General features: G+C 62.7%; 19 protein-coding genes. 8 read left to right on the top strand and 11 right to left on the bottom strand.

Going from position 1 to position 18,046, the window contains the following annotated elements; all coding sequences use genetic code 11:
• Positions 1-29: 29 nt before the first annotated feature.
• Entirely contained in the window at positions 30-965 is a 936-nt protein-coding gene (locus tag BTN82_RS04725) for a glutathione S-transferase family protein (protein WP_075118001.1), read from the bottom strand.
• A 153-nt stretch (positions 966-1,118) separates the two neighbouring features.
• Between BTN82_RS04725 and BTN82_RS04720 the strand changes: the two genes are divergently transcribed.
• Positions 1,119-2,543: a flagellar basal body-associated FliL family protein gene (locus tag BTN82_RS04720; protein ID WP_075118000.1), complete on the top strand. Its 1,425-nt coding sequence runs from the start codon at positions 1,119-1,121 to the stop codon at positions 2,541-2,543.
• Between the two features lie 18 nt (positions 2,544-2,561).
• Here BTN82_RS04720 and BTN82_RS04715 read toward each other — a convergent pair whose 3' ends face one another.
• From BTN82_RS04715 to BTN82_RS04700, 4 genes are all read right to left on the bottom strand, one after another.
• Positions 2,562-2,876, bottom strand: coding sequence for a GIY-YIG nuclease family protein (locus BTN82_RS04715; RefSeq protein WP_075117999.1), 315 nt, complete (start codon positions 2,874-2,876; stop codon positions 2,562-2,564).
• A gap of 51 nt (positions 2,877-2,927) precedes the next feature.
• Positions 2,928-3,398, bottom strand: coding sequence for a nuclear transport factor 2 family protein (locus tag BTN82_RS04710; RefSeq protein WP_075117998.1), 471 nt, complete (start codon positions 3,396-3,398; stop codon positions 2,928-2,930).
• A 98-nt stretch (positions 3,399-3,496) separates the two neighbouring features.
• Positions 3,497-4,810: a CynX/NimT family MFS transporter gene (locus BTN82_RS04705; RefSeq protein WP_075117997.1), complete on the bottom strand. Its 1,314-nt coding sequence runs from the start codon at positions 4,808-4,810 to the stop codon at positions 3,497-3,499.
• Complete coding sequence (locus tag BTN82_RS04700) at positions 4,800-5,459, bottom strand: FadR/GntR family transcriptional regulator (RefSeq protein WP_075117996.1); 660 nt, start codon at positions 5,457-5,459, stop codon at positions 4,800-4,802. Before BTN82_RS04700 ends, BTN82_RS04705 begins: the two co-directional genes overlap by 11 nt.
• 162 nt (positions 5,460-5,621) lie before the next feature.
• Between BTN82_RS04700 and BTN82_RS04695 the strand changes: the two genes are divergently transcribed.
• The gene (locus BTN82_RS04695) at positions 5,622-5,933 is read left to right on the top strand and encodes a type II toxin-antitoxin system MqsR family toxin (protein WP_075117995.1); all 312 of its coding nucleotides are present in this window, start codon (positions 5,622-5,624) and stop codon (positions 5,931-5,933) included.
• Complete coding sequence (locus tag BTN82_RS04690) at positions 5,930-6,403, top strand: type II toxin-antitoxin system MqsA family antitoxin (protein WP_075117994.1); 474 nt, start codon at positions 5,930-5,932, stop codon at positions 6,401-6,403. Before BTN82_RS04695 ends, BTN82_RS04690 begins: the two co-directional genes overlap by 4 nt.
• A 59-nt stretch (positions 6,404-6,462) precedes the next feature.
• Here BTN82_RS04690 and BTN82_RS04685 read toward each other — a convergent pair whose 3' ends face one another.
• The 4 genes from BTN82_RS04685 to BTN82_RS04670 all read right to left on the bottom strand — a co-directional run bounded on the left by BTN82_RS04685 (position 6,463) and on the right by BTN82_RS04670 (position 10,625).
• Positions 6,463-7,227 carry an amino acid ABC transporter ATP-binding protein gene (locus BTN82_RS04685; protein ID WP_075117232.1) on the bottom strand — a complete coding sequence of 255 codons (765 nt, stop codon included), beginning with the start codon at positions 7,225-7,227 and terminating at the stop codon, positions 6,463-6,465.
• Positions 7,228-7,237: 10 nt separating this feature from the next.
• On the bottom strand, positions 7,238-8,335 hold the full coding sequence (locus BTN82_RS04680; protein WP_075117233.1) for an amino acid ABC transporter permease: 1,098 nt from the start codon (positions 8,333-8,335) through the stop codon (positions 7,238-7,240).
• Positions 8,336-8,345: 10 nt separating this feature from the next.
• Positions 8,346-9,527, bottom strand: coding sequence for an amino acid ABC transporter permease (locus tag BTN82_RS04675; RefSeq protein ID WP_075117993.1), 1,182 nt, complete (start codon positions 9,525-9,527; stop codon positions 8,346-8,348).
• A 66-nt stretch (positions 9,528-9,593) separates the two neighbouring features.
• Positions 9,594-10,625 carry an amino acid ABC transporter substrate-binding protein gene (locus BTN82_RS04670; RefSeq protein ID WP_075117992.1) on the bottom strand — a complete coding sequence of 344 codons (1,032 nt, stop codon included), beginning with the start codon at positions 10,623-10,625 and terminating at the stop codon, positions 9,594-9,596.
• Between the two features lie 468 nt (positions 10,626-11,093).
• On the opposite strand from BTN82_RS04670, the gene BTN82_RS04665 reads away from it, so the two are divergent.
• From BTN82_RS04665 to BTN82_RS04645, 5 genes are all read left to right on the top strand, one after another.
• A complete protein-coding gene (locus BTN82_RS04665) occupies positions 11,094-11,750 on the top strand; it encodes an alpha/beta hydrolase (RefSeq protein ID WP_075117991.1) in 657 nt (218 codons plus the stop codon).
• A 97-nt stretch (positions 11,751-11,847) separates the two neighbouring features.
• On the top strand, positions 11,848-13,323 hold the full coding sequence (gene rhlB / locus BTN82_RS04660; protein ID WP_075117990.1) for an ATP-dependent RNA helicase RhlB: 1,476 nt from the start codon (positions 11,848-11,850) through the stop codon (positions 13,321-13,323).
• Positions 13,324-13,494: 171 nt separating this feature from the next.
• Positions 13,495-14,448, top strand: a complete 954-nt coding sequence (locus tag BTN82_RS04655) for an ornithine cyclodeaminase family protein (RefSeq protein ID WP_075117989.1) — start codon at positions 13,495-13,497, stop codon at positions 14,446-14,448.
• 134 nt (positions 14,449-14,582) lie between these two features.
• Positions 14,583-15,710 carry an NAD(P)/FAD-dependent oxidoreductase gene (locus tag BTN82_RS04650; RefSeq protein ID WP_075117988.1) on the top strand — a complete coding sequence of 376 codons (1,128 nt, stop codon included), beginning with the start codon at positions 14,583-14,585 and terminating at the stop codon, positions 15,708-15,710.
• 87 nt (positions 15,711-15,797) lie between these two features.
• Positions 15,798-16,424 (top strand): transcriptional regulator, encoded by a 627-nt coding sequence (locus BTN82_RS04645; protein ID WP_075117987.1) that lies wholly within the window; start codon positions 15,798-15,800, stop codon positions 16,422-16,424.
• Between the two features lie 104 nt (positions 16,425-16,528).
• Here the strand turns inward: BTN82_RS04645 and BTN82_RS04640 are convergent, their stop codons facing one another.
• Both BTN82_RS04640 and moaE read right to left on the bottom strand, forming a co-directional pair.
• Positions 16,529-17,305 carry an ABC transporter substrate-binding protein gene (locus BTN82_RS04640; RefSeq protein WP_075117986.1) on the bottom strand — a complete coding sequence of 259 codons (777 nt, stop codon included), beginning with the start codon at positions 17,303-17,305 and terminating at the stop codon, positions 16,529-16,531.
• A gap of 287 nt (positions 17,306-17,592) precedes the next feature.
• Positions 17,593-18,045 (bottom strand): molybdopterin synthase catalytic subunit MoaE, encoded by a 453-nt coding sequence (gene moaE / locus BTN82_RS04635; protein WP_075117985.1) that lies wholly within the window; start codon positions 18,043-18,045, stop codon positions 17,593-17,595.
• Between the last annotated feature and the right edge of the window lies 1 nt (position 18,046).

The following is an 18,046-nucleotide window of genomic DNA, read 5'->3' as shown; positions in this document are numbered from 1 at the left end:
CATCGCGAGCAAGCTCGCTCCTACAAAAGCTATTGCGCTTCGATACGGAAACCCAAGCGCGGGAAGTGCACATGCAGCACCCCGCCACGCGGGTCTTCGCGACGCAGGATCAACTCCTCGCTGCCGGCGAACAGCAAGTCCCCCGCCACCGGATCGACGCCATAGTCGGTCGCTGCGATCCGCACCGGCTGGCCGGCCTGGAAACCGTTCGGATCGACGAAGGTTTCATCCGGCAACACGGCCGGCGTGGCCTCACGCGCCACGTCGAGCGCCTCTTCGGAGGTCATCGCGCTCGACGCGCCATGGCCGAACCCCAGCACCCGCCCGAGCCACGCCGCCACCGCCGGGTAGGCATCCACCAGCGGCGCGGTCACCGGCGTGCCCTTGAGGAACCACAGCGGATGGGCCAGGGCGAAGTCGGCGATCGACGGCTCGCCGAACAGGAAGTCACCCTCCTCGCGCTGCAACTGCTGCTCCAGGCGCGCCATCAGCGTCGGCCATTGATGCTTGGCCAATTCCAGCGGCACCCGGGTGGAACTGCCGCCGCTGAACAATCCGGCGCGGTCGGCCATGAACGCCTTCACCGCCTCCGCCGGCAAATGGCCGAAACGCACGGCCGCCGACTCGGGCTGGAACACCAGGCTCACCGCATGCTGGAACACCACCGAGTCGGCCCAGGCAGCGAAGGTCGCGCTGACCATTTCCCGGCCCTCGGGGAACAACGCGGGCAAGGCCTTTTCCTGCTCCAGCCGCCGCGCGATCAGCGCCGTGTCGCAATAGATATCGGCGCCGACCTGCAGCACCGGAGTCTTGCGATAACCGCCGGTAAGCGCCGTGAGATCAGGCTTGGGCATCACCGGCGAAATCTTCACCGAGCGCCAGGACAGGCCCTTGAACCCCAGCAGCAGCCGGGCTTTTTCCGCGAAAGGAGAAGTCGGGTAATGGTGCAGAATCAACTCTGACATGCTGGGGGTCCACTGGATGAGTAGGAGCAACCAGCTTAGCGTGCAAAGCCCGGGTAGCCTATATAACCTGTCCGATCATCCGCCATCACCGACATTGATCGGGCACCGCGCTTCACCCGCCCTGCCGCCTGAGCATGATAGGAAATCCAGACTTTGGCCTTTAAGAACATCAACCTCGTACGGGTGTATTACACCCGTTGCTTGTTTTTTTGCGTGTGCAAGTTTCCGCAGCTCTTCACCTATAGGTTCAGAAGCCATTTCTTCCATTATTCAATGGAGTTACGCGACCGCAAGGAAAGCGCGGCGGTCTATCAGCGGGCAGGCCTTCTGGAAGGGCCAGGAGAATGGCGTTCGGTAAACATCATCACGCCCATCACGCCCGACGAGTTGATGTCTGTTCGAAAGTGGTTTCATGGAAAAGAGTTTGTGCACCATAGAGAAGGCCCTGAAAGCTCTATGTCACACACCGAGGCAGCCATTTTTCCAGTCAAAGGACTTGGCTATATCCCGTTCAATGACACCAATCCTTATGACCCAAGCCGGATATCCGTAAAAACCGGCGCTTTCCGGACCTGTACTGTCACCACCATCGAACTGACCAACAGCGTCACTTACCTGGCGCTCGATTTCTCCCTGGAAGCCGAGCATCAAACAAAACTGTTCGACATTGATACGTCGCACATCCACGACTACCACGCCTTCCAAACGATCAATCCCTTTTCAAAAGACTTCCGCATCGTTCACTCCAGCCACTATGTAGAAGAGCTGCTGAACAAGGAGGTCAACAGGATTGTCGGTGATGCCCACCGGGTCGAGGAAAGGCTGTTCAAGCTTTGGGGTATCAATGTAGAAGCCCGCTCGCGCATTACTACCGGGCGACTCAAGAGCAAGCTGGGCGACCAGTACATCAGCAGCGATGCAACCACCAGTGACTACGATCATTACACCCTGATCAGTCGTTACCCCAATGCCGACTACAGCTATTACAGCAACGAAGCAGGCAGCGCCAACTACATCCATGATTTCTATTTGAGTTCATTGAACGTAGAGGCGCTCTTCGTTGATCACTTCAACGACCCTGATGACATAAAGGACTACTTGGCCGACTACCTTGGCCTCTCGCTCATAAAGGAAACCTGGCAGCAGTACAACCGCTGCCGGGACGCTGTGAACCCGGTTCTCTCAGCCATCAGCCAGAACACTGCCGAGAGTTTGCAGACACTGCTGGAAGCGAGCATGCAGATCGAGCATATCGAGGAAAAAATAGAGGCCCTGACACCGCTCATCGAACAGGGTTATGGCCAAGCATTTCGAAGCGGGACAGAAGCCGAACTGCAAACCCTCACCGGGAAAGTCGAATTGCTGAAAAAGCGCATCGCCCAGCGCAAATCCCTCAGCAACGATCAGGTGCAATTCGAAAACCTGAAGTTCAATCGTTTCTATTCCTGGATAGTCGCCGGCCTGGCCCTGCTCCAGGTTGTCCTGGCGGCCATAGTCATCGACTGGAGCCAGGCGCTGCAAAGCAACAATCCGGTGTTGAACAACCTGAAAGCACTGTGGCGCTGGCTTCAGGGTTGAGAAGCAGCCCAAGCGGAATCAGCTGGCCAGACCCGAACTGGCCACCAGGCATTCCTTGGCGCTTTTGCGCAGTTTCTTGATCAGCCGCTCCTGGCGCAGGGCTTCGCTCTTGTCGCGACAGGCTTCGGTGTAGACCAGCGCGACGGCCGGGCTGGAGAGGAAGAAACGCGCGCCCTTGCCGCTCTGGTGCTTGGCGAAACGCTTGGCCGGGTCGTCGCTGATGCCGCAGTACAAGGCGCCGTTGGCGGCGCGTACCAGGTAGACGAACCAGGGTTTGCTCGCCTCGGGTAACGGCTCGGATTCGCTGGCGGGGGATGGGCTGGTGCGGGTCACGTCGATCGCGGCATATGGTTGGCAAGCCGCGATCTTAGCAGAGGCGAAGGTTCAGCGACCGGCCTGGAAGGCTTTCAGGCCTTTGCGGGCCTGGGCGCGCACGGCGTTTTTCAGCAGCGGCGTCCAGCCGAGGATCAGGCCCTTGGTCCCCAGGGCCTGGCGGGCCCAGCGCCACATATTGAAATGGTCGTGGTGCTCGCAAATCTTGCCGTCGCGGAATACAAAACGCGCCTGGATATCATTGACCACGGTATTGCCGGTCTGGCTGAACAGGTAGGTCGCCACCCAGTGGGCGCCGCCGCCGCGCTCGTCGGCGCGCACGCTGTCGAAGGTCAGGGAGAAGTCCTTGGCGCGGGTGGTGAGCATGCGCCACATGTCGCCGGCATCGCGGCCGCGCAGTTCGCCGAACGCCGGATCGCTGAACAGCACGTCCTCGGTGTAGCAGGCGGCCATGGCCTCGGCATCCAGGCGCTGGAAGGCGCTATAGAACTCAGCGATCAAGGCGCGGTGGGCTTCACTCATGAACAGGCTCCGACTCGAAAAAGGATGCCTGCACGATAGTCTGCAAACCCGGGAAACACTATCGGCATTCGCCGCGCAAATACCGACAGTGGGACCGATCAGATCTTTTCGCTTGCAACCTGCACGTAACGCGCACGCCCGGCCCCCAGGCCGGCGATGATCGCCCCCAGGCCGATCACCGCGAAAATCCAGCCCACGGCGGCCCAGCCGCCGGTCCAGTCATGCACCAGGCCGACCGCGAACGGCCCCATGGAGGCCAGGGTGTAGCCGATGCCCTGGGCCATGCTCGACAGGTTGGCCGCCACGTGCGCGTCCTTCGAGCGCAAGACGATCAGGGTCAGCGCCAGGCTGAACGTGCCGCCCTGCCCCACGCCCAGCAGGATCGCCCAGCCCCAGAGGCCGTCGACCGGCGCGTACAGGCAGCCGAACAAGCCACCCAGGGTGAGCAACATCACCACCACGATCGCCAGGCGCTGATCCTTGCCCCGCGTCGCCAGCCAGGGCGCGGCCAGGGAACTGGCCAGTTGCACGATCACCGAGCCGGACAGCACCAGCCCGGCCTGGGTCGGGCTCAGGCCGCGGCCGATGAGGATCGACGGCAGCCAGCCGAAGACGATATAGGCCAGCGAAGATTGCAGGCCCATGTACAGCGTCACCTGCCAGGCCAACGGATCGCGCAGCAAGCCGCGCACTCGATAGGCCGCGTGGTGCGCGCCCTGGCGCTTGCCGACCTGGGGCAGCCAGAACAGCGCCGCGACCAGCGCCGGCAGCACCCAGAACCCCAGCCCCAGCGCCCAGCTGTCGCCGAAGTGCTGGCTCAGGGGCACCGTAGCCCCGGCGGCCATCGCCGCGCCCAGGCACAAAGCCATGGTGTAGACGCCGGTCATGGTGCCCGCGTGCTTGGCGAAGTCGCGCTTGACGATCCCCGGCAGCAAGACCCCGATCACGCCGATGCTGGCGCCGCCCAGGACGCTGCCGGCAAACAGCCCGACTTCGCCCAGGGAGCTGCGCAGGATAATCCCGCCCGCCAGCGTCAGCAGAATGCCCAGCACCACCCGCTCGGCACCGAAACGCCGGGCCAGCACCGGTGCCAGTGGGGCGAACAGCCCCAGGCAGAGCACCGGCAAGGTGGTCAGCAGGCCGGCCTGGGAGGCCGACAGCCCGAGGCTGCGCGAGACCTCGCTGAGCATCGGTGCCATGCTCGACAGCGCCGGGCGCAGGTTCAGCGCCACCAGGATCAGCCCCAGCAGCAACAACCACGGGCGCCGCGGGGCCGGGTGGCTCTGCTGGACTTCAGCATCGTCGGCTTCGGCGTCGATCAACAGCTCTTCGAGCTCGGCCTCGCGCCGGGGAGCAACAATCGGGTTATCGGCCTGCGGGCTGGACATAGCGCTCTCGCTCTCAAGGTTCATTGATCAACTGCCGCGAAAGGGCCTTGGCCCGCTCCGGGTCGCGCTGCTCGACGGCATCCAGCAACTCGATATGCAGATCGAACACGGCCTGGCGCCGGGGATGGATGTTCAAGGTCTGGCGCAGCTGCGCGCCGACCACGCTGGAAAAATAACGGTACAACTCGCTGAGGGTGGGGTTGTGGGCCGCATCCACCAGGCGCGCGTGAAACGCCAGGTCGCAGGCGATGTAACTGTCCAGGTCGCCATGGTAGTGGCTGCCGCTGAGCGCCAGGGCTTCGCGCAGGGCCTCGAGGTCCTGGTCGGTGCGCCGCAGGGCCGCCAGGCCAATGGCCTCGGTCTCGATGATCTGCCGGGTCTCGCGCGCCTGCTCCAGCGAGCACTGGGACAGCACCTTGAGGGTGTCCAGCGGGTCGATCACGGCGCGCAGGTAGCTGCCGTCGCCCTGGCGAATCTCGATCAACCCGGAAAACGCCAGGACCCGCATTGCCTCGCGCACGGTATTGCGGCTGATGCCCAGTTCCGCCGCCAGCTCAGGCTCGGTCGGCAGGCGCTGGCCGATGCACCAGGCGCCGTCGTTGATGCGCTGGCGCAATTGCTCCAGGGCCTGGTCGACCAGGGAACGTTTGATCAATGGGGAAATGTCTGTCATATGCAGTCGCCTTTTCATCCAATCATCGGATGAATTTTTGCGGCATATTAGTCAGCTTCGCGCGCAGGAACAACAAAACCGCTGCATGAAGGGCGCAAACGAATGGAAATCCGCTCGCTAAAAAACCCTTTAAGGGTAATTTAATTTCAATTCAGGTGTCTTATGGAAAAGCACACACCTCATTACGACCTGTCGGTGATCAAGGCTGATGTCACCCGATTGGGGCCAGCGGCCTTTACCCGCAGCACCCTGGCCAGCGGCCGGCACCTCGGCTTGACCAGCAGGGACATGCAGCAGGTGATTGCCGGACTGCAGGGAAAAATGCTCTACAAGTCGATGACCACCTACCTCGATCAGCGGATCTGGCAGGACGTGTATTGCACGCACATCGAATCCGTGGAGTTGTACATCAAGGTCACCTACCGCCCCGGCGGCGGTCTCCCAGTGATCTCCTTCAAGGAGAAACGCCCATGAAACACAGGCAATGCGTCAGCTGCGGTGCCCCGGCGGGCATGCAGCCGTTCCAGGATCGCAGCGAACCGATCGACTACAAGCACATGCTGCGTCAGGTCCATGGTCTGGCAGGCTGGGAATGCCAGGCCTGCGGGGAAATCGAGTTCGACGCGGCCAGCGCCGAACGCTATGCCAGCGCCAGCGACCAGTTGCTCGAAGACTGCCGGCAGTTCATGGCCAGCGAGATGAAACGCATCCGCCGCAAGCTGCACCTGTCGCAGAAAGAAGCCGTGAAGCTGCTCTCAGGCGGCGGGCACAACGCGTTCTCGCGCTACGAACGCGGCGAGGTCGCCCCTCCCCAGCCGTTGTTCGTGCTGATGCGCCTGCTCGATCGTCACCCGCACTTGCTGGCCGAGGTGCAGGCGCTCAGCGAACAGCAGGAACCCGCCACCGGCAGCGAACAGCATGAGGCACGCATCGCAGCCTCGTAAATCCTGGGCAAAAATAAACCCGGCGCCAGGCCGGGTTCATTTTCAGGGCCGCGCCCGGATCAGTGCAGGATCTGGCTCAGGAACAGCCTGGTGCGGTCGTTCTGCGGGTTGTCGAAGAAGTCGTTCGGCGCGGCCTGTTCGACGATTTCGCCTTTGTCCATGAAGATCACCCGGTTGGCCACGGTACGGGCGAAACCCATTTCGTGGGTCACGCAGAGCATGGTCATGCCGTCTTCGGCCAGGCCGATCATGGTGTCCAGCACCTCCTTGACCATTTCCGGGTCGAGGGCCGAGGTCGGCTCGTCGAACAGCATGATCTTCGGTTTCATGCACAGCGCGCGGGCAATCGCCACGCGTTGCTGCTGGCCGCCGGAGAGCTGGCCCGGGTACTTGTTCGCCTGCTCCGGAATGCGTACGCGCTCCAGGTAATGCATGGCGATTTCCTCGGCCTTGCGCTTGGGCATCTTGCGCACCCACATCGGCGCCAGGGTGCAGTTCTGCAGGATGGTCAGGTGCGGGAACAGGTTGAAATGCTGGAACACCATGCCGACTTCGCGGCGGATCGCTTCAATCTGCTTGAGGTCGTTGGTCAGCTCCACGCCATCGACCACGATGCGGCCCTGCTGGTGTTCTTCCAGGCGGTTGAGGCAGCGGATGGTGGTGGACTTGCCCGAGCCCGAAGGCCCGCACAGGACAATACGCTCGCCCTGCCTGACATTGAGGTTGATGTCCTTGAGCACGTGGAACTGGCCGTACCACTTGTTCACGCCCTGCATCTGAATAATGCCTTCAGGGCCCACAGGCTTTTTGATTGCTTCGCTCATCGAGAAACTCCTAACGCTTGTGGCCAGTGTCGAGCTTGCGTTCCAGATGCATGGAATAGCGCGACATACCAAAACAGAAAATCCAGAACACCAGGGCGGCGAACACGTAGCCTTCGGTGGCCATGCCCAGCCATTTCGGATCGGCGGCCGCTTGCTTGACGCTGTTGAGCAGGTCGAACAGGCCGATGATGATCACCAGGCTCGTGTCCTTGAACAGGGCGATGAAGGTATTGACGATGCCGGGAATCACCAGCTTCAGGGCTTGCGGCAGTATCACCAGGCCCATGGCGCGCCAGTAGCCCAGGCCCATCGCCGCGGCGGCTTCGTACTGCCCCTTGGGAATCGCCTGCAAACCGCCGCGCACCACTTCGGCGACATAGGCCGACTGGAACAGGATCACCCCGATCAGCGCCCGCAGCAGCTTGTCGAAGTTCATGCCTTCGGGCAGGAACAGCGGCAGCATCACCGAGGACATGAACAGCACGGTGATCAACGGTACGCCGCGCCAGAACTCGATGAAGGTCACGCAGACCACGCGAATGGCCGGCATGTTCGAGCGCCGCCCCAGGGCCAGCACGATGCCCAATGGCAAGGCGCCGGCGATGCCGACGGTGGCAATCACCAGGGTCAGCATCAGGCCGCCCCATTGGCTGGTCGCCACGTTGCTCAGGCCGAAATGCCCACCGTGCAGCAGGGTGTAGGCAACGATCGGGTACAGCACCAGGAAGCCCAGGCCGTAGATCGCCTTGCGCGCAAAGCGCGAGATGAACAGCGGCGCCACGCCGATGACCGCCAGCCACACGGTCAGGTCGACGCGCCAGCGCAGCTCGCTCGGGTAGTAGCCGTACATGAACTGGCCGAAACGCTGCTGGATGAACACCCAGCAGGCGCCTTCCTTCGTGCAGTCGGCGCGGGTGGTGCCGACCCAGTTGGCGTCGAAAATCGCCCAGCTGAGAATCGGCGGCACCACCAGCCAGATCAGGTAGAAGGCGAACAGGGTCAGCAGGGTGTTGAGCCAGCTGGAGAACATATTGGCCCGCATCCAGGCCAGCACGCCGATGCTGCTGCTCGGCGGGGGCATGTCGGGTTTGAAGGTATGGGTACTCATGCGCGTTTCCTCACCGCTCGATCAGCGCAATGCGCTTGTTGTACCAGTTCATCAGCAGGGAAATGCTGATGCTGATCGCCAGGTACACGCTCATGGTGATGGCAATGACTTCGATGGCCTGGCCGGTCTGGTTGAGCACGGTGCCGGCGAACAGCGAAACCATTTCCGGGTAGCCGATACCGGCGGCCAGGGACGAGTTCTTCGCCAGGTTCAGGTACTGGCTGGTCAGCGGCGGAATGATCACGCGCAGGGCCTGCGGGATAATCACCTTGCGCAGCGTCGGGCCGTTGCGCAGGCCCAGGGAACGGGCCGCCTCGGTCTGGCCGTGGCTGACCGACTTGATCCCCGAACGCACGATCTCGGCGATGAACGCCGCGGTGTAGACGGTCAGGGCCAGGGTCAGGGCCAGCAGTTCCGGGATCAGCACCCAGCCGCCGACGAAGTTGAAACCCGCCAGCTTCGGCATTTCCCAGTGCACCGGGACGCCAAAGACCAGCATGCACAACGCCGGGATCGCCAGGAACAGCGCCAGCCCGGCCCAGAACTTGTGGAACGGCACGCCGGTCGCCTCGAAGCGCCGGTTAGCCCAACGAGCCATCAGCGCAATAGCGACGATGGCCACGACGATGCTCGCCACGAACGGCCAGAACCCTTCGGCCATCAGGGCCGCCGGCATGTTCAGGCCGCGGCTGCTGACAAAGAAGGTGTCGCCGAAGTTATGGCTGTTGCGCGGCCCCGGCATGGTCAGGAACACCGCGAAATACCAGAACAGAATTTGCAGCAACGGCGGAATGTTGCGGAACACTTCCACATACACGGTCGCCAGTTTGCTGATGATCCAGTTCTGCGACAGACGCGCCACCCCGATGATGAACCCGAGGATGGTCGCCAGGATCACCCCGATGAACGTCACCAAAAGGGTGTTGAGCAAGCCGATCACGAAGACCCGGGCATAACTGTCCGCTTCGGTGTAGGCGATCAGGTGCTGGGCGATGCCGAAGCCGGCGCTGCGCTCGAGGAAGTCGAAACCGGAGGTGATGCCCCGGTGCGCAAGGTTGGTCTGAGTGTTGTTGAACAGGAACCAGCCCAGCGAGATCACCGCGACGATCGTGATGATCTGGAATAACCACGCACGCACTCGTGGATCGCTGAGACTGAGTCTCTGCTTTGGTGCGCCGATTGAGTTTTGCATGAAGTGCCCCGCAAATAATGGAACCAGAACATCACCCGGCGGTTGGCCCGCCGGGTGATAGAACCATCAGCGCACTGGTGGTGCGTATTGAATGCCGCCGTTGTTCCACAGGGCGTTCAGACCGCGATCGATCTCCAGCGGAGTGCTCTTGCCGAGGTTTCTCTCGAACACTTCGCCGTAGTTGCCTACTTGCTTGACGATCTGTACGACCCAGTCCTTCGGCAGCTTCAGGTCCTTGCCGTATTCACCGTCGGCACCCAGCAGGCGCGCAACGTCCGGGTTCTTGGTGGACTTGGCTTCGGCCTCGACGTTCTTCGAGGTGATGCCGGCCTCTTCGGCGTTGAGCATGGCGTAACCCGTCCAACGGATGATGGCCAGCCACTCGTCGTCGCCGTTACGCACGACCGGGCCCAGCGGTTCCTTGGAAATGGTTTCCGGCAGGACCACGTAGTCCTTCGGCGAGGCCAGCTTGCTGCGCTGGGCGAACAGCTGGGACTTGTCGGAGGTCAGCACGTCGCAACGACCAGATTCCAGCGACTTGGCGCTTTCGTCGGAGGTGTCGAAAGTGATCGGGGTGTATTTCAGGCCGTTGCCGCGGAAGTAGTCGGAAACGTTCAGCTCGGTGGTGGTACCGGCCTGGATGCAGATGGTCGCACCGTCCAGTTCCTTGGCGCTCTTGACGCCCAGCTTGTTGTTCACCAGGAAGCCGATACCGTCGTAGTAGGTGATGAAGCCCGGGAATTTCAGGCCCATGCCCGCATCGCGGGAGCTGGTCATGGTGGTGTTGCGCGACAGGACATCGATTTCGCCCGATTGCAGGGCGGTGAAACGCTCCTTGGCGTTCAACTGGCTGAATTTCACTTTGCTCGCATCGCCGAATACTGCGGCGGCTACGGCGCGGCAGACATCGGCGTCGATGCCGAGGATCTTGCCGGTGGCGTCCGGTACCGAGAAGCCCGGCAGGCCGTCGCTCACGCCGCACTGCACAAAACCTTTCTTCTGCACCGCGTCGAGGGTCGCACCCGCCTGCGCGAAGCCGCTCATGCCCAGTACCGCGGCGGCCGTGACCACAGCCAGGGTGGATTTCAACATCTTCATTCAAACCTCCAGTTTTGCTCTTGTTGTGTCGGAGCTTGAGTCTTGCCGCACCCTTATGAGGCGCTGTTGACCCGTGTTGGCTTTTTTTAGGGTCAAGCGGCGTAAGACTTTAGCTATGAGTCTAGTAGGAGAAAATCCATTTAAGAGAAAACCCATACTCACCAAGCGACCGAACGGGCTGTAGCCCCATGCATATTCGCGAAGCCCGTAGCGGCCACTGGCGAACGTCCATCACCGGATCTTTGCTATCCCACACCCATCGGTAGCCTGATAGTGTTACCGCCAGGGTGAGCGCAATCACTTCACCGAACGGCTATAGCAAAGCCCGTACCAGAGTGCCGGCCAAGGCGCCTGGGCTACGGGTCAAGAGCAAAACTTTCAGCCTTGCGACATCTTCTTCACTGATCGATCGACCGCGCACCGTCATCACGCACCACCGAGGCGCGTGCGCACAACTTTGGAGCAACCATGAGCGAACCCTTGATTCTTCAGCCCAGCAAGCCCGCCGACGCTTGCGTGATCTGGCTTCACGGCCTGGGCGCCGACCGCTACGACTTCCTGCCGGTCGCCGAGGCGTTGCAGGAAAGCCTGCTGAGCACCCGTTTCGTCCTGCCCCAGGCGCCGACCCGTGCGGTGACCATCAATGGCGGTTATGCCATGCCCAGCTGGTACGACATCCTGGCCATGAGCCCGGCCCGGGCGATCAACCGCGAGCAACTGGACGAGTCGGCCAAACGCCTGGGCGACCTGATCGAAGAACAGCGCGCCGGCGGAATAGACCCTTCGCGCATTTTCCTCGCCGGTTTTTCCCAGGGCGGCGCGGTGGTCCTGCATACCGCCTTCGTCAAATGGCAGGGTGCCCTGGGTGGCGTGCTTGCCCTTTCCACCTATGCCCCGACCTTCAGCGACGAACTGCAATTGTCCGCCAGCCAGCAGCGGATTCCGGCGCTGTGCCTGCACGGCCAGTACGACGAAGTGGTGCAGAACTCGATGGGCCGCACGGCCTACGAATACCTGAAACACCATGGTGTCACCGTGACATGGCAGGAGTACCCAATGGGGCATGAAGTGTTACCCGAGGAAATTCGCGACATCGGCGCCTGGCTCGGCGAGCGTTTGCGCTGAATCGAGCCCTTGCCTGTAGCCCGTTGAGCAAGCCACTACGCCGCGCCCGATTCTTGCATTACACTGCCCGGCGTACATTCCTTAACCAATTGATGAGATGACCGTGCTCAAAGCACTCAAGAAAATCTTCGGTAAAAGCGAGGCTGAGCAGCTCGCGCCAAACCCCAGCCCTTCTTCTTCCACCCCCGGCAGCCGTACCGACGGCCATCAGCCGGAACGGACCGCGCCTGCCACCGCCGCCCGGAAAGAGCCGACGCCCCCAGCTACCGCTGCCCAGGCCGCGCCACGCGACGCCACGCCCAAGGCCGAACAGCCGCGCCGTCCGCGCGCGCCAAAACCGCCAGTGGCCCCCTGGAAACTGGAAGACTTCGTCGTCGAACCCCAGGAAGGCAAGACCCGCTTCCACGACTTCAAGCTTGCGCCGGAACTGATGCACGCAATCCAGGACCTGGGCTTTCCTTACTGCACACCGATCCAGGCGCAGGTCCTGGGTTTCACCCTGGCCGGCAAAGACGCCATCGGCCGCGCCCAGACCGGCACCGGCAAGACCGCTGCGTTCCTGATCTCGATCATCACCCAACTGCTGCAGACCCCGCCGCCGAAAGAGCGCTACATGGGCGAGCCGCGGGCGCTGATCATCGCCCCGACGCGTGAGCTGGTGGTGCAGATCGCCAAGGACGCCGCGGCGCTGACCAAATACACCGGCCTGAACGTGATGACCTTTGTCGGCGGCATGGACTTCGACAAGCAGCTCAAGCACCTCGAAGCCCGCCATTGCGACATCCTGGTGGCCACCCCGGGCCGCCTGCTGGACTTCAACCAGCGCGGCGACGTGCACCTGGACATGGTTGAAGTGATGGTGCTGGACGAAGCCGACCGCATGCTCGACATGGGTTTCATCCCCCAGGTACGCCAGATCATTCGCCAGACCCCGCCGAAAAGCGAACGCCAGACCCTGCTGTTCTCCGCCACCTTCACCGACGACGTGATGAACCTGGCCAAGCAATGGACCACCGACCCGGCCATCGTCGAGATCGAAGCCGAGAGCGTGGCCAACGCCAACGTCGAACAGCACATCTATGCGGTGGCCGGCGCCGACAAGTACAAGCTGCTGTACAACCTGGTCACCGACAACGGTTGGGAGCGGGTCATGGTCTTCGCCAACCGCAAGGACGAAGTGCGGCGCATCGAAGAACGCCTGGTCCGCGACGGCGTGAATGCCGCCCAGTTGTCCGGCGATGTGCCGCAGCACAAGCGCATCAAGACCCTGGAAGGTTTCCGCGAAGGCAAGATCCGCGTCCTGGTGGCCACCGACGTAGCCGGTCGCGGCATCCACATCGACGGCATCAGCCACGTGATCAACTTCACCCTGCCGGAAGTGCCGGACGACTACGTGCACCGCATCGGCCGCACGGGCCGGGCGGGCGCCGACGGCGTGTCCATCAGCTTCGCCGGCGAAGACGACTCCTATCAGCTGCCGTCGATCGAGGCGCTGCTGGGGCGCAAGATCAGCTGCGAAATGCCGCCGACCGAGCTGTTGCGCCCGGTGCAGCGTAAACACCCGAAAACCTGATGCACCCTACCTTGTAGGAGCGAGCTTGCTCGCGATGGGGGGTTGCGACGGAACCTCCCGAACGAAAAAACGCAGCCCGACCACAGGCTGCGTTTTTTTTCGCCTGGATATTGCCCATAAAAACTAAAAGTCCATAATGGACAAATTAGTTTATTCTTTGAGAGCGCCCGCATGTCCAGCACGCCTTACGTGATCGCCCAATCTCAAGCCCGTCAATGGCTGGCGCAGGTCGATGTGCCGCAGACCCTGCGCAAGCTGTTCCGCGACCTGGCGGCCGGGCTCGCGGTGCAACCGGCGCAACAGCTGGTGGAGTTTCCCCAGGGTGCCGGCGACTTCATCAACTACCTGGGCGTGCTGGCCGAAGACCGGGTCTACGGGGTCAAGACCTCGCCCTATATCGTTCGCGCCGAAGGCCCGCTAGTCACCGCCTGGACCCTGCTGATGTCCATGGACAGCGGCCAGCCCTTGCTGCTGTGCGACGCCGGCGAACTGACCACCGCGCGCACCGCGGCCACCACCGCCGTGGCCGTCGACGCCCTGGCGCCGGCCGAGGCCCAGCGCCTGGCGATCATCGGCAGCGGGCCGGTGGCGCAGGCGCACCTGCATTACGTGAAAGACCTGCGCGAGTGGCAGTCCATCCGCCTGTATTCCCCCAGCCTGAGCCAGAAGCCCGCCGAGGCCGGCGCGCACCTGCAAGCCCTCGACCTGCGCCTGCAGGTCGTCAGCCAGTTGCAGCAGGCCCTGGAAGACGCCGACGTGATCCTGCTCTGCACCTCTTCGGCCGGGCCGGTGATCGACCCGGGCACCCTGAGCAAGCCGGCGCTGATCACCTCCATCAGCACCAACGCGCCACGGGCCCATGAAGTGCCGCCGGCGGCGCTGAAGGACATGCAGGTGTATTGCGACTATCGTCAGACCACTCCCGGCTCGGCCGGCGAGATGCTGCTCGCCGGCGAACAGCACGGCTGGGACAAGCGGGCGATTCTCGGCGATCTGCCCGAACTGCTCAGCGACCAGGCCCAGCGTCCGGACCCACAACGCCACGTGTTTTTCCGCTCCATCGGCCTGGGCCTGGAAGACATCGCCCTGGCCAATGCCCTGTACCGTTTGCAAGGCACGCTCTGAACCCTGACCTGTAGGAGCGAAGCTTGCTCGCGATGAGGTCGTTCCGAACGGACCATGGCGGCACGTTCAAGATCGATCGCGAGCAAGCTTCGCTCCTACAGAACCTGATTTCCCCCTCATTTACGGAGGCTCGAATGACCCAGGCAGACTTCATCATCATCGGCGGCGGGATCGCCGGGGCATCCACCGGCTACTGGCTGTCGCGCCATGGCCTGGTACTGGTGCTGGAGCGCGAATCCCATCCGGCCTACCACTCCACCGGACGCTCCGCGGCCCTCTACACCGCCGCCTACGGCACCGCCCAGGTACGCGCCCTGACCCTGGCCAGCCGAGACTTTTTCGACGCCCCGCCCGAAGGCTTCTGCGAACATCCGCTGCTGACCCCGCGCGGCGAAATGACCGTGGACTTCACCGGCGACCCCACCGAGCTGAACAACCAGTACCTCAGCGCCAAGGCCACGGTGCCGGAAGTACAGCTGCTCAGCGCCGACGAAGCCTGCGCGCGCCTGCCGATCCTGCGCCGCGAGAAAGTCCATGGCGCGCTGTACGACCCGAGCGCCAGCGACATCGATACCGACGCCCTGCACCAGGGCTACCTGCGCGGCATCCGCCGCAACCAGGGGGAAATCCGCACCGACTGCGAAGTGCTAGGGCTGAGCCGCGACGCACAGGGCCTCTGGCAGGTGCGAACCGCCGGCCAGACCTTCAGCGCGCCGATCCTGATCAACGCCGCCGGCGCCTGGGCCGACCAGCTCGGCGTAATGGCCGGCGCCCGGCCTTTGGGCCTGCAGCCGAAACGCCGCGCGGCCTTTATCTTCGCCGGGCCCGAAGGCGTCGACAGCCATCGCTGGCCGATGCTGGTGAGCCTCGACGAATCCTTCTACATGAAGCCCGACGCCGGCATGTTCCTCGGCTCGCCGGCCAACGCCGACCCGGTGGAACCCCACGACGTGCAGCCGGAAGAACTGGACATCGCCATGGGCATCTACCAGATCGAAGAAGCCACCACCCTGACCATTCGCCGCCCGACCCGGACCTGGGCCGGGTTGCGCAGTTTCGTCAGCGACGGCGACCTGCTGGCCGGCTTCGACACCCAGGTGCCAGGGCTGTTCTGGGTCGCCGCGCAAGGCGGCTACGGCATCCAGACCTCGCCTGCCATGGGCCAGGCCAGCGCCGCCCTGGTGCGCGGCGAAGCCCTGCCGGAACAGCTGGCGCGCTTTGGCCTGGATAGCGCCATGCTCTCCCCCGCCCGCCTCGGCTGACCCGGCTCAGATGACGCGCCCCCGCGATTGCGGCACACTCGCAGCGCCCTGCCACACAGGGCGCCGCCACCGCCTGGAGAACCACCCATGACCGCACCCGCGCAGGACCCTGTCCTGGACAATTTCCGGGCGATCGCCGACGCCATCGCCACGCTGTTCTTTCCCCATGCCGAAGTGGTGCTCCACGACCTGCGCACGCAGAAGATCGACTACATCGCCAACAACATCTCCAAGCGCGAGGTCGGCGACGACGCGGCCCTGGACGACATGCTCGGCGAGGACATCGACGAACGGAATATCGGCCCCTATGAAAAGCTCAACTGGGACGGCCAGAAGATCCGCAGCCTCAGCAGCGTGCTGCGCGACGCCGCGGGCCAGCCGCTGGCGGTGCTGTGCATCAACCTGAATATTTCACTGTTCGAGAATGCCAAGGCGGCGCTGGACCTGTTCCTCTCGCCGAGCAAACTGATCCCGCAGCCGGACTCGCTGTTTCGCGACGACTGGCAGGAACGCATCAACACCTTCCTGCACAACTGGCTGCGCGAGCGCCAGCTGGGCCTGAACCTGCTGACCCGCGAACACAAGCGCGAACTGGTGCTGGCGCTGCACGCCGAAGGCGCGTTCAAGGGCAAGAGCGCCGCCAACTATGTGGCCAACGTGCTGAACATGGGGCGGGCGACGGTGTACAAGCACCTGAAGGAATTGAAAGGCTGAGGGCCCAGGAAAGCATCGCGAGCAAGCTCGCTCCTACAGGGAATGTGTGGTCCTTGTAGGAGCGAGCTTGCTCGCGATAGCGTCCTTACAGACGCCGCAGAACCTCAATCGCCGTAGATATCGGCCTTGAAGTACTTCTCGGAAATCTTCTGGTACTCACCGCTGGCACGGATGCCATCGATGGCGGCGTTCAACTGGCTGACCAACTCGGTATTGCCCTTGCGCACCGCAATCCCTGCACCCTCGCCCACGTATTTCGGGTCCTTCAGCTCCGGCCCGACAAACCCATAGCCCTTGCCCCGCGGCATCGACAGAAAGTCATTCAGCGGAATAGTGTCGGCAAAAATCGCATCGAGACGCCCGGCCGCCAAATCCATGTAGATTTCTTCGTTGTTGCTATAGCGCTTGACGTTGATGCCCTTGGGCTCGAACACCTCGGTGGCGTAGCGATCGGTGGTGGTCGCCCGTTGCACGCCGACATTCTTGCCCTTGAGGCTGGCGTACTGGTCATCGACCGTCGCGCCCTCCTTCATCACCAGCCGCGAGGAAGTGAAGTAGTACTTGTGGGTAAAGTCGACCGACTTCTTGCGGTCTTCGTTGATGGTCATCGACGACAGCGCCATGTCGATCTTCTTCACTTTCAACGAAGGAATCAGGCCGTCGAATTCACCCTCGACCCATAGGCACTTGACCTGCATCTGCGCGCACAAGGCATTGCCGATGTCGTAGTCGAAACCGACGATTTCACCTTTGTCGGTTTTCGAGGCGAACGGCGGATAAGCCGCCTCGATGCCAATGCGCAGGGTTTTCTCGGCGGCGAACAGGCTGCTGCACGCCAACAGGCTCAGGGCCAGGCCACTGATGAGGGGGAGTTTCTTCATGTTCGTTCTCTCGCGGGTTGTTGTTGGTTTGGCAAGACAGAAGAAAGGAGGAAAACGGGCAGTGCTTTATTTGTACTTGTAAATCCATACTGGACTTTTATGTATATATCGTCAATGGAGCCGAGACGACTCGGCGTGCCTTTGGTCGAAGGGCAGAAGGGAAATAGGCGGGGTGGCGAGAGGTGCTATCGCGAGCAAGCTCGTTCCTACAGGGACGACGGCGTTTCTGTAGGAACGAGGCTTGCCCGCGATGACGGACGTGCAGTCAATACAGCAGGATCAGAGGGTCACTTTTTCCAGCGATCTGCCGCCGCATGGTCGCTGTCGCGGCCTTCCACCCAGCGCGGGCCATCGGCGGTGGTTTCCTTTTTCCAGAACGGCGCGCGGGTCTTCAGGTAATCCATGACAAAGGCGCAGGCGTCGAACGCCGCCTGACGGTGGGCGCTGGCGGCGCCGACGAAGACGATCGGCTCGCCCGGCTCCAGCGCGCCGATGCGATGCAGTACTTCCAGCTTGAGCAGCGGCCAGCGCTGTTCGGCCTCGAGGGCGATCTTGCCCAGGGCCTTTTCGGTCATGCCCGGGTAGTGCTCGAGAAACATCCCCGCCACGTCCAGGCCATCGTTGAAGTCGCGCACGTAGCCGACAAAGCTCACCACCGCGCCGACGCCGACGTTCGCCGCCTGCATCGCATTGACTTCCGCCCCCGGATCGAAGGCGGCGGACTGCACGCGAATGGCCATG

It is taken from the genome of Pseudomonas chlororaphis, from assembly GCF_001921865.1.
Lineage (GTDB): Bacteria > Pseudomonadota > Gammaproteobacteria > Pseudomonadales > Pseudomonadaceae > Aquipseudomonas > Aquipseudomonas chlororaphis_D.
Note: the sequence above shows the minus strand (reverse complement) of the source record. Positions and strands in the feature narration are given on the sequence as shown.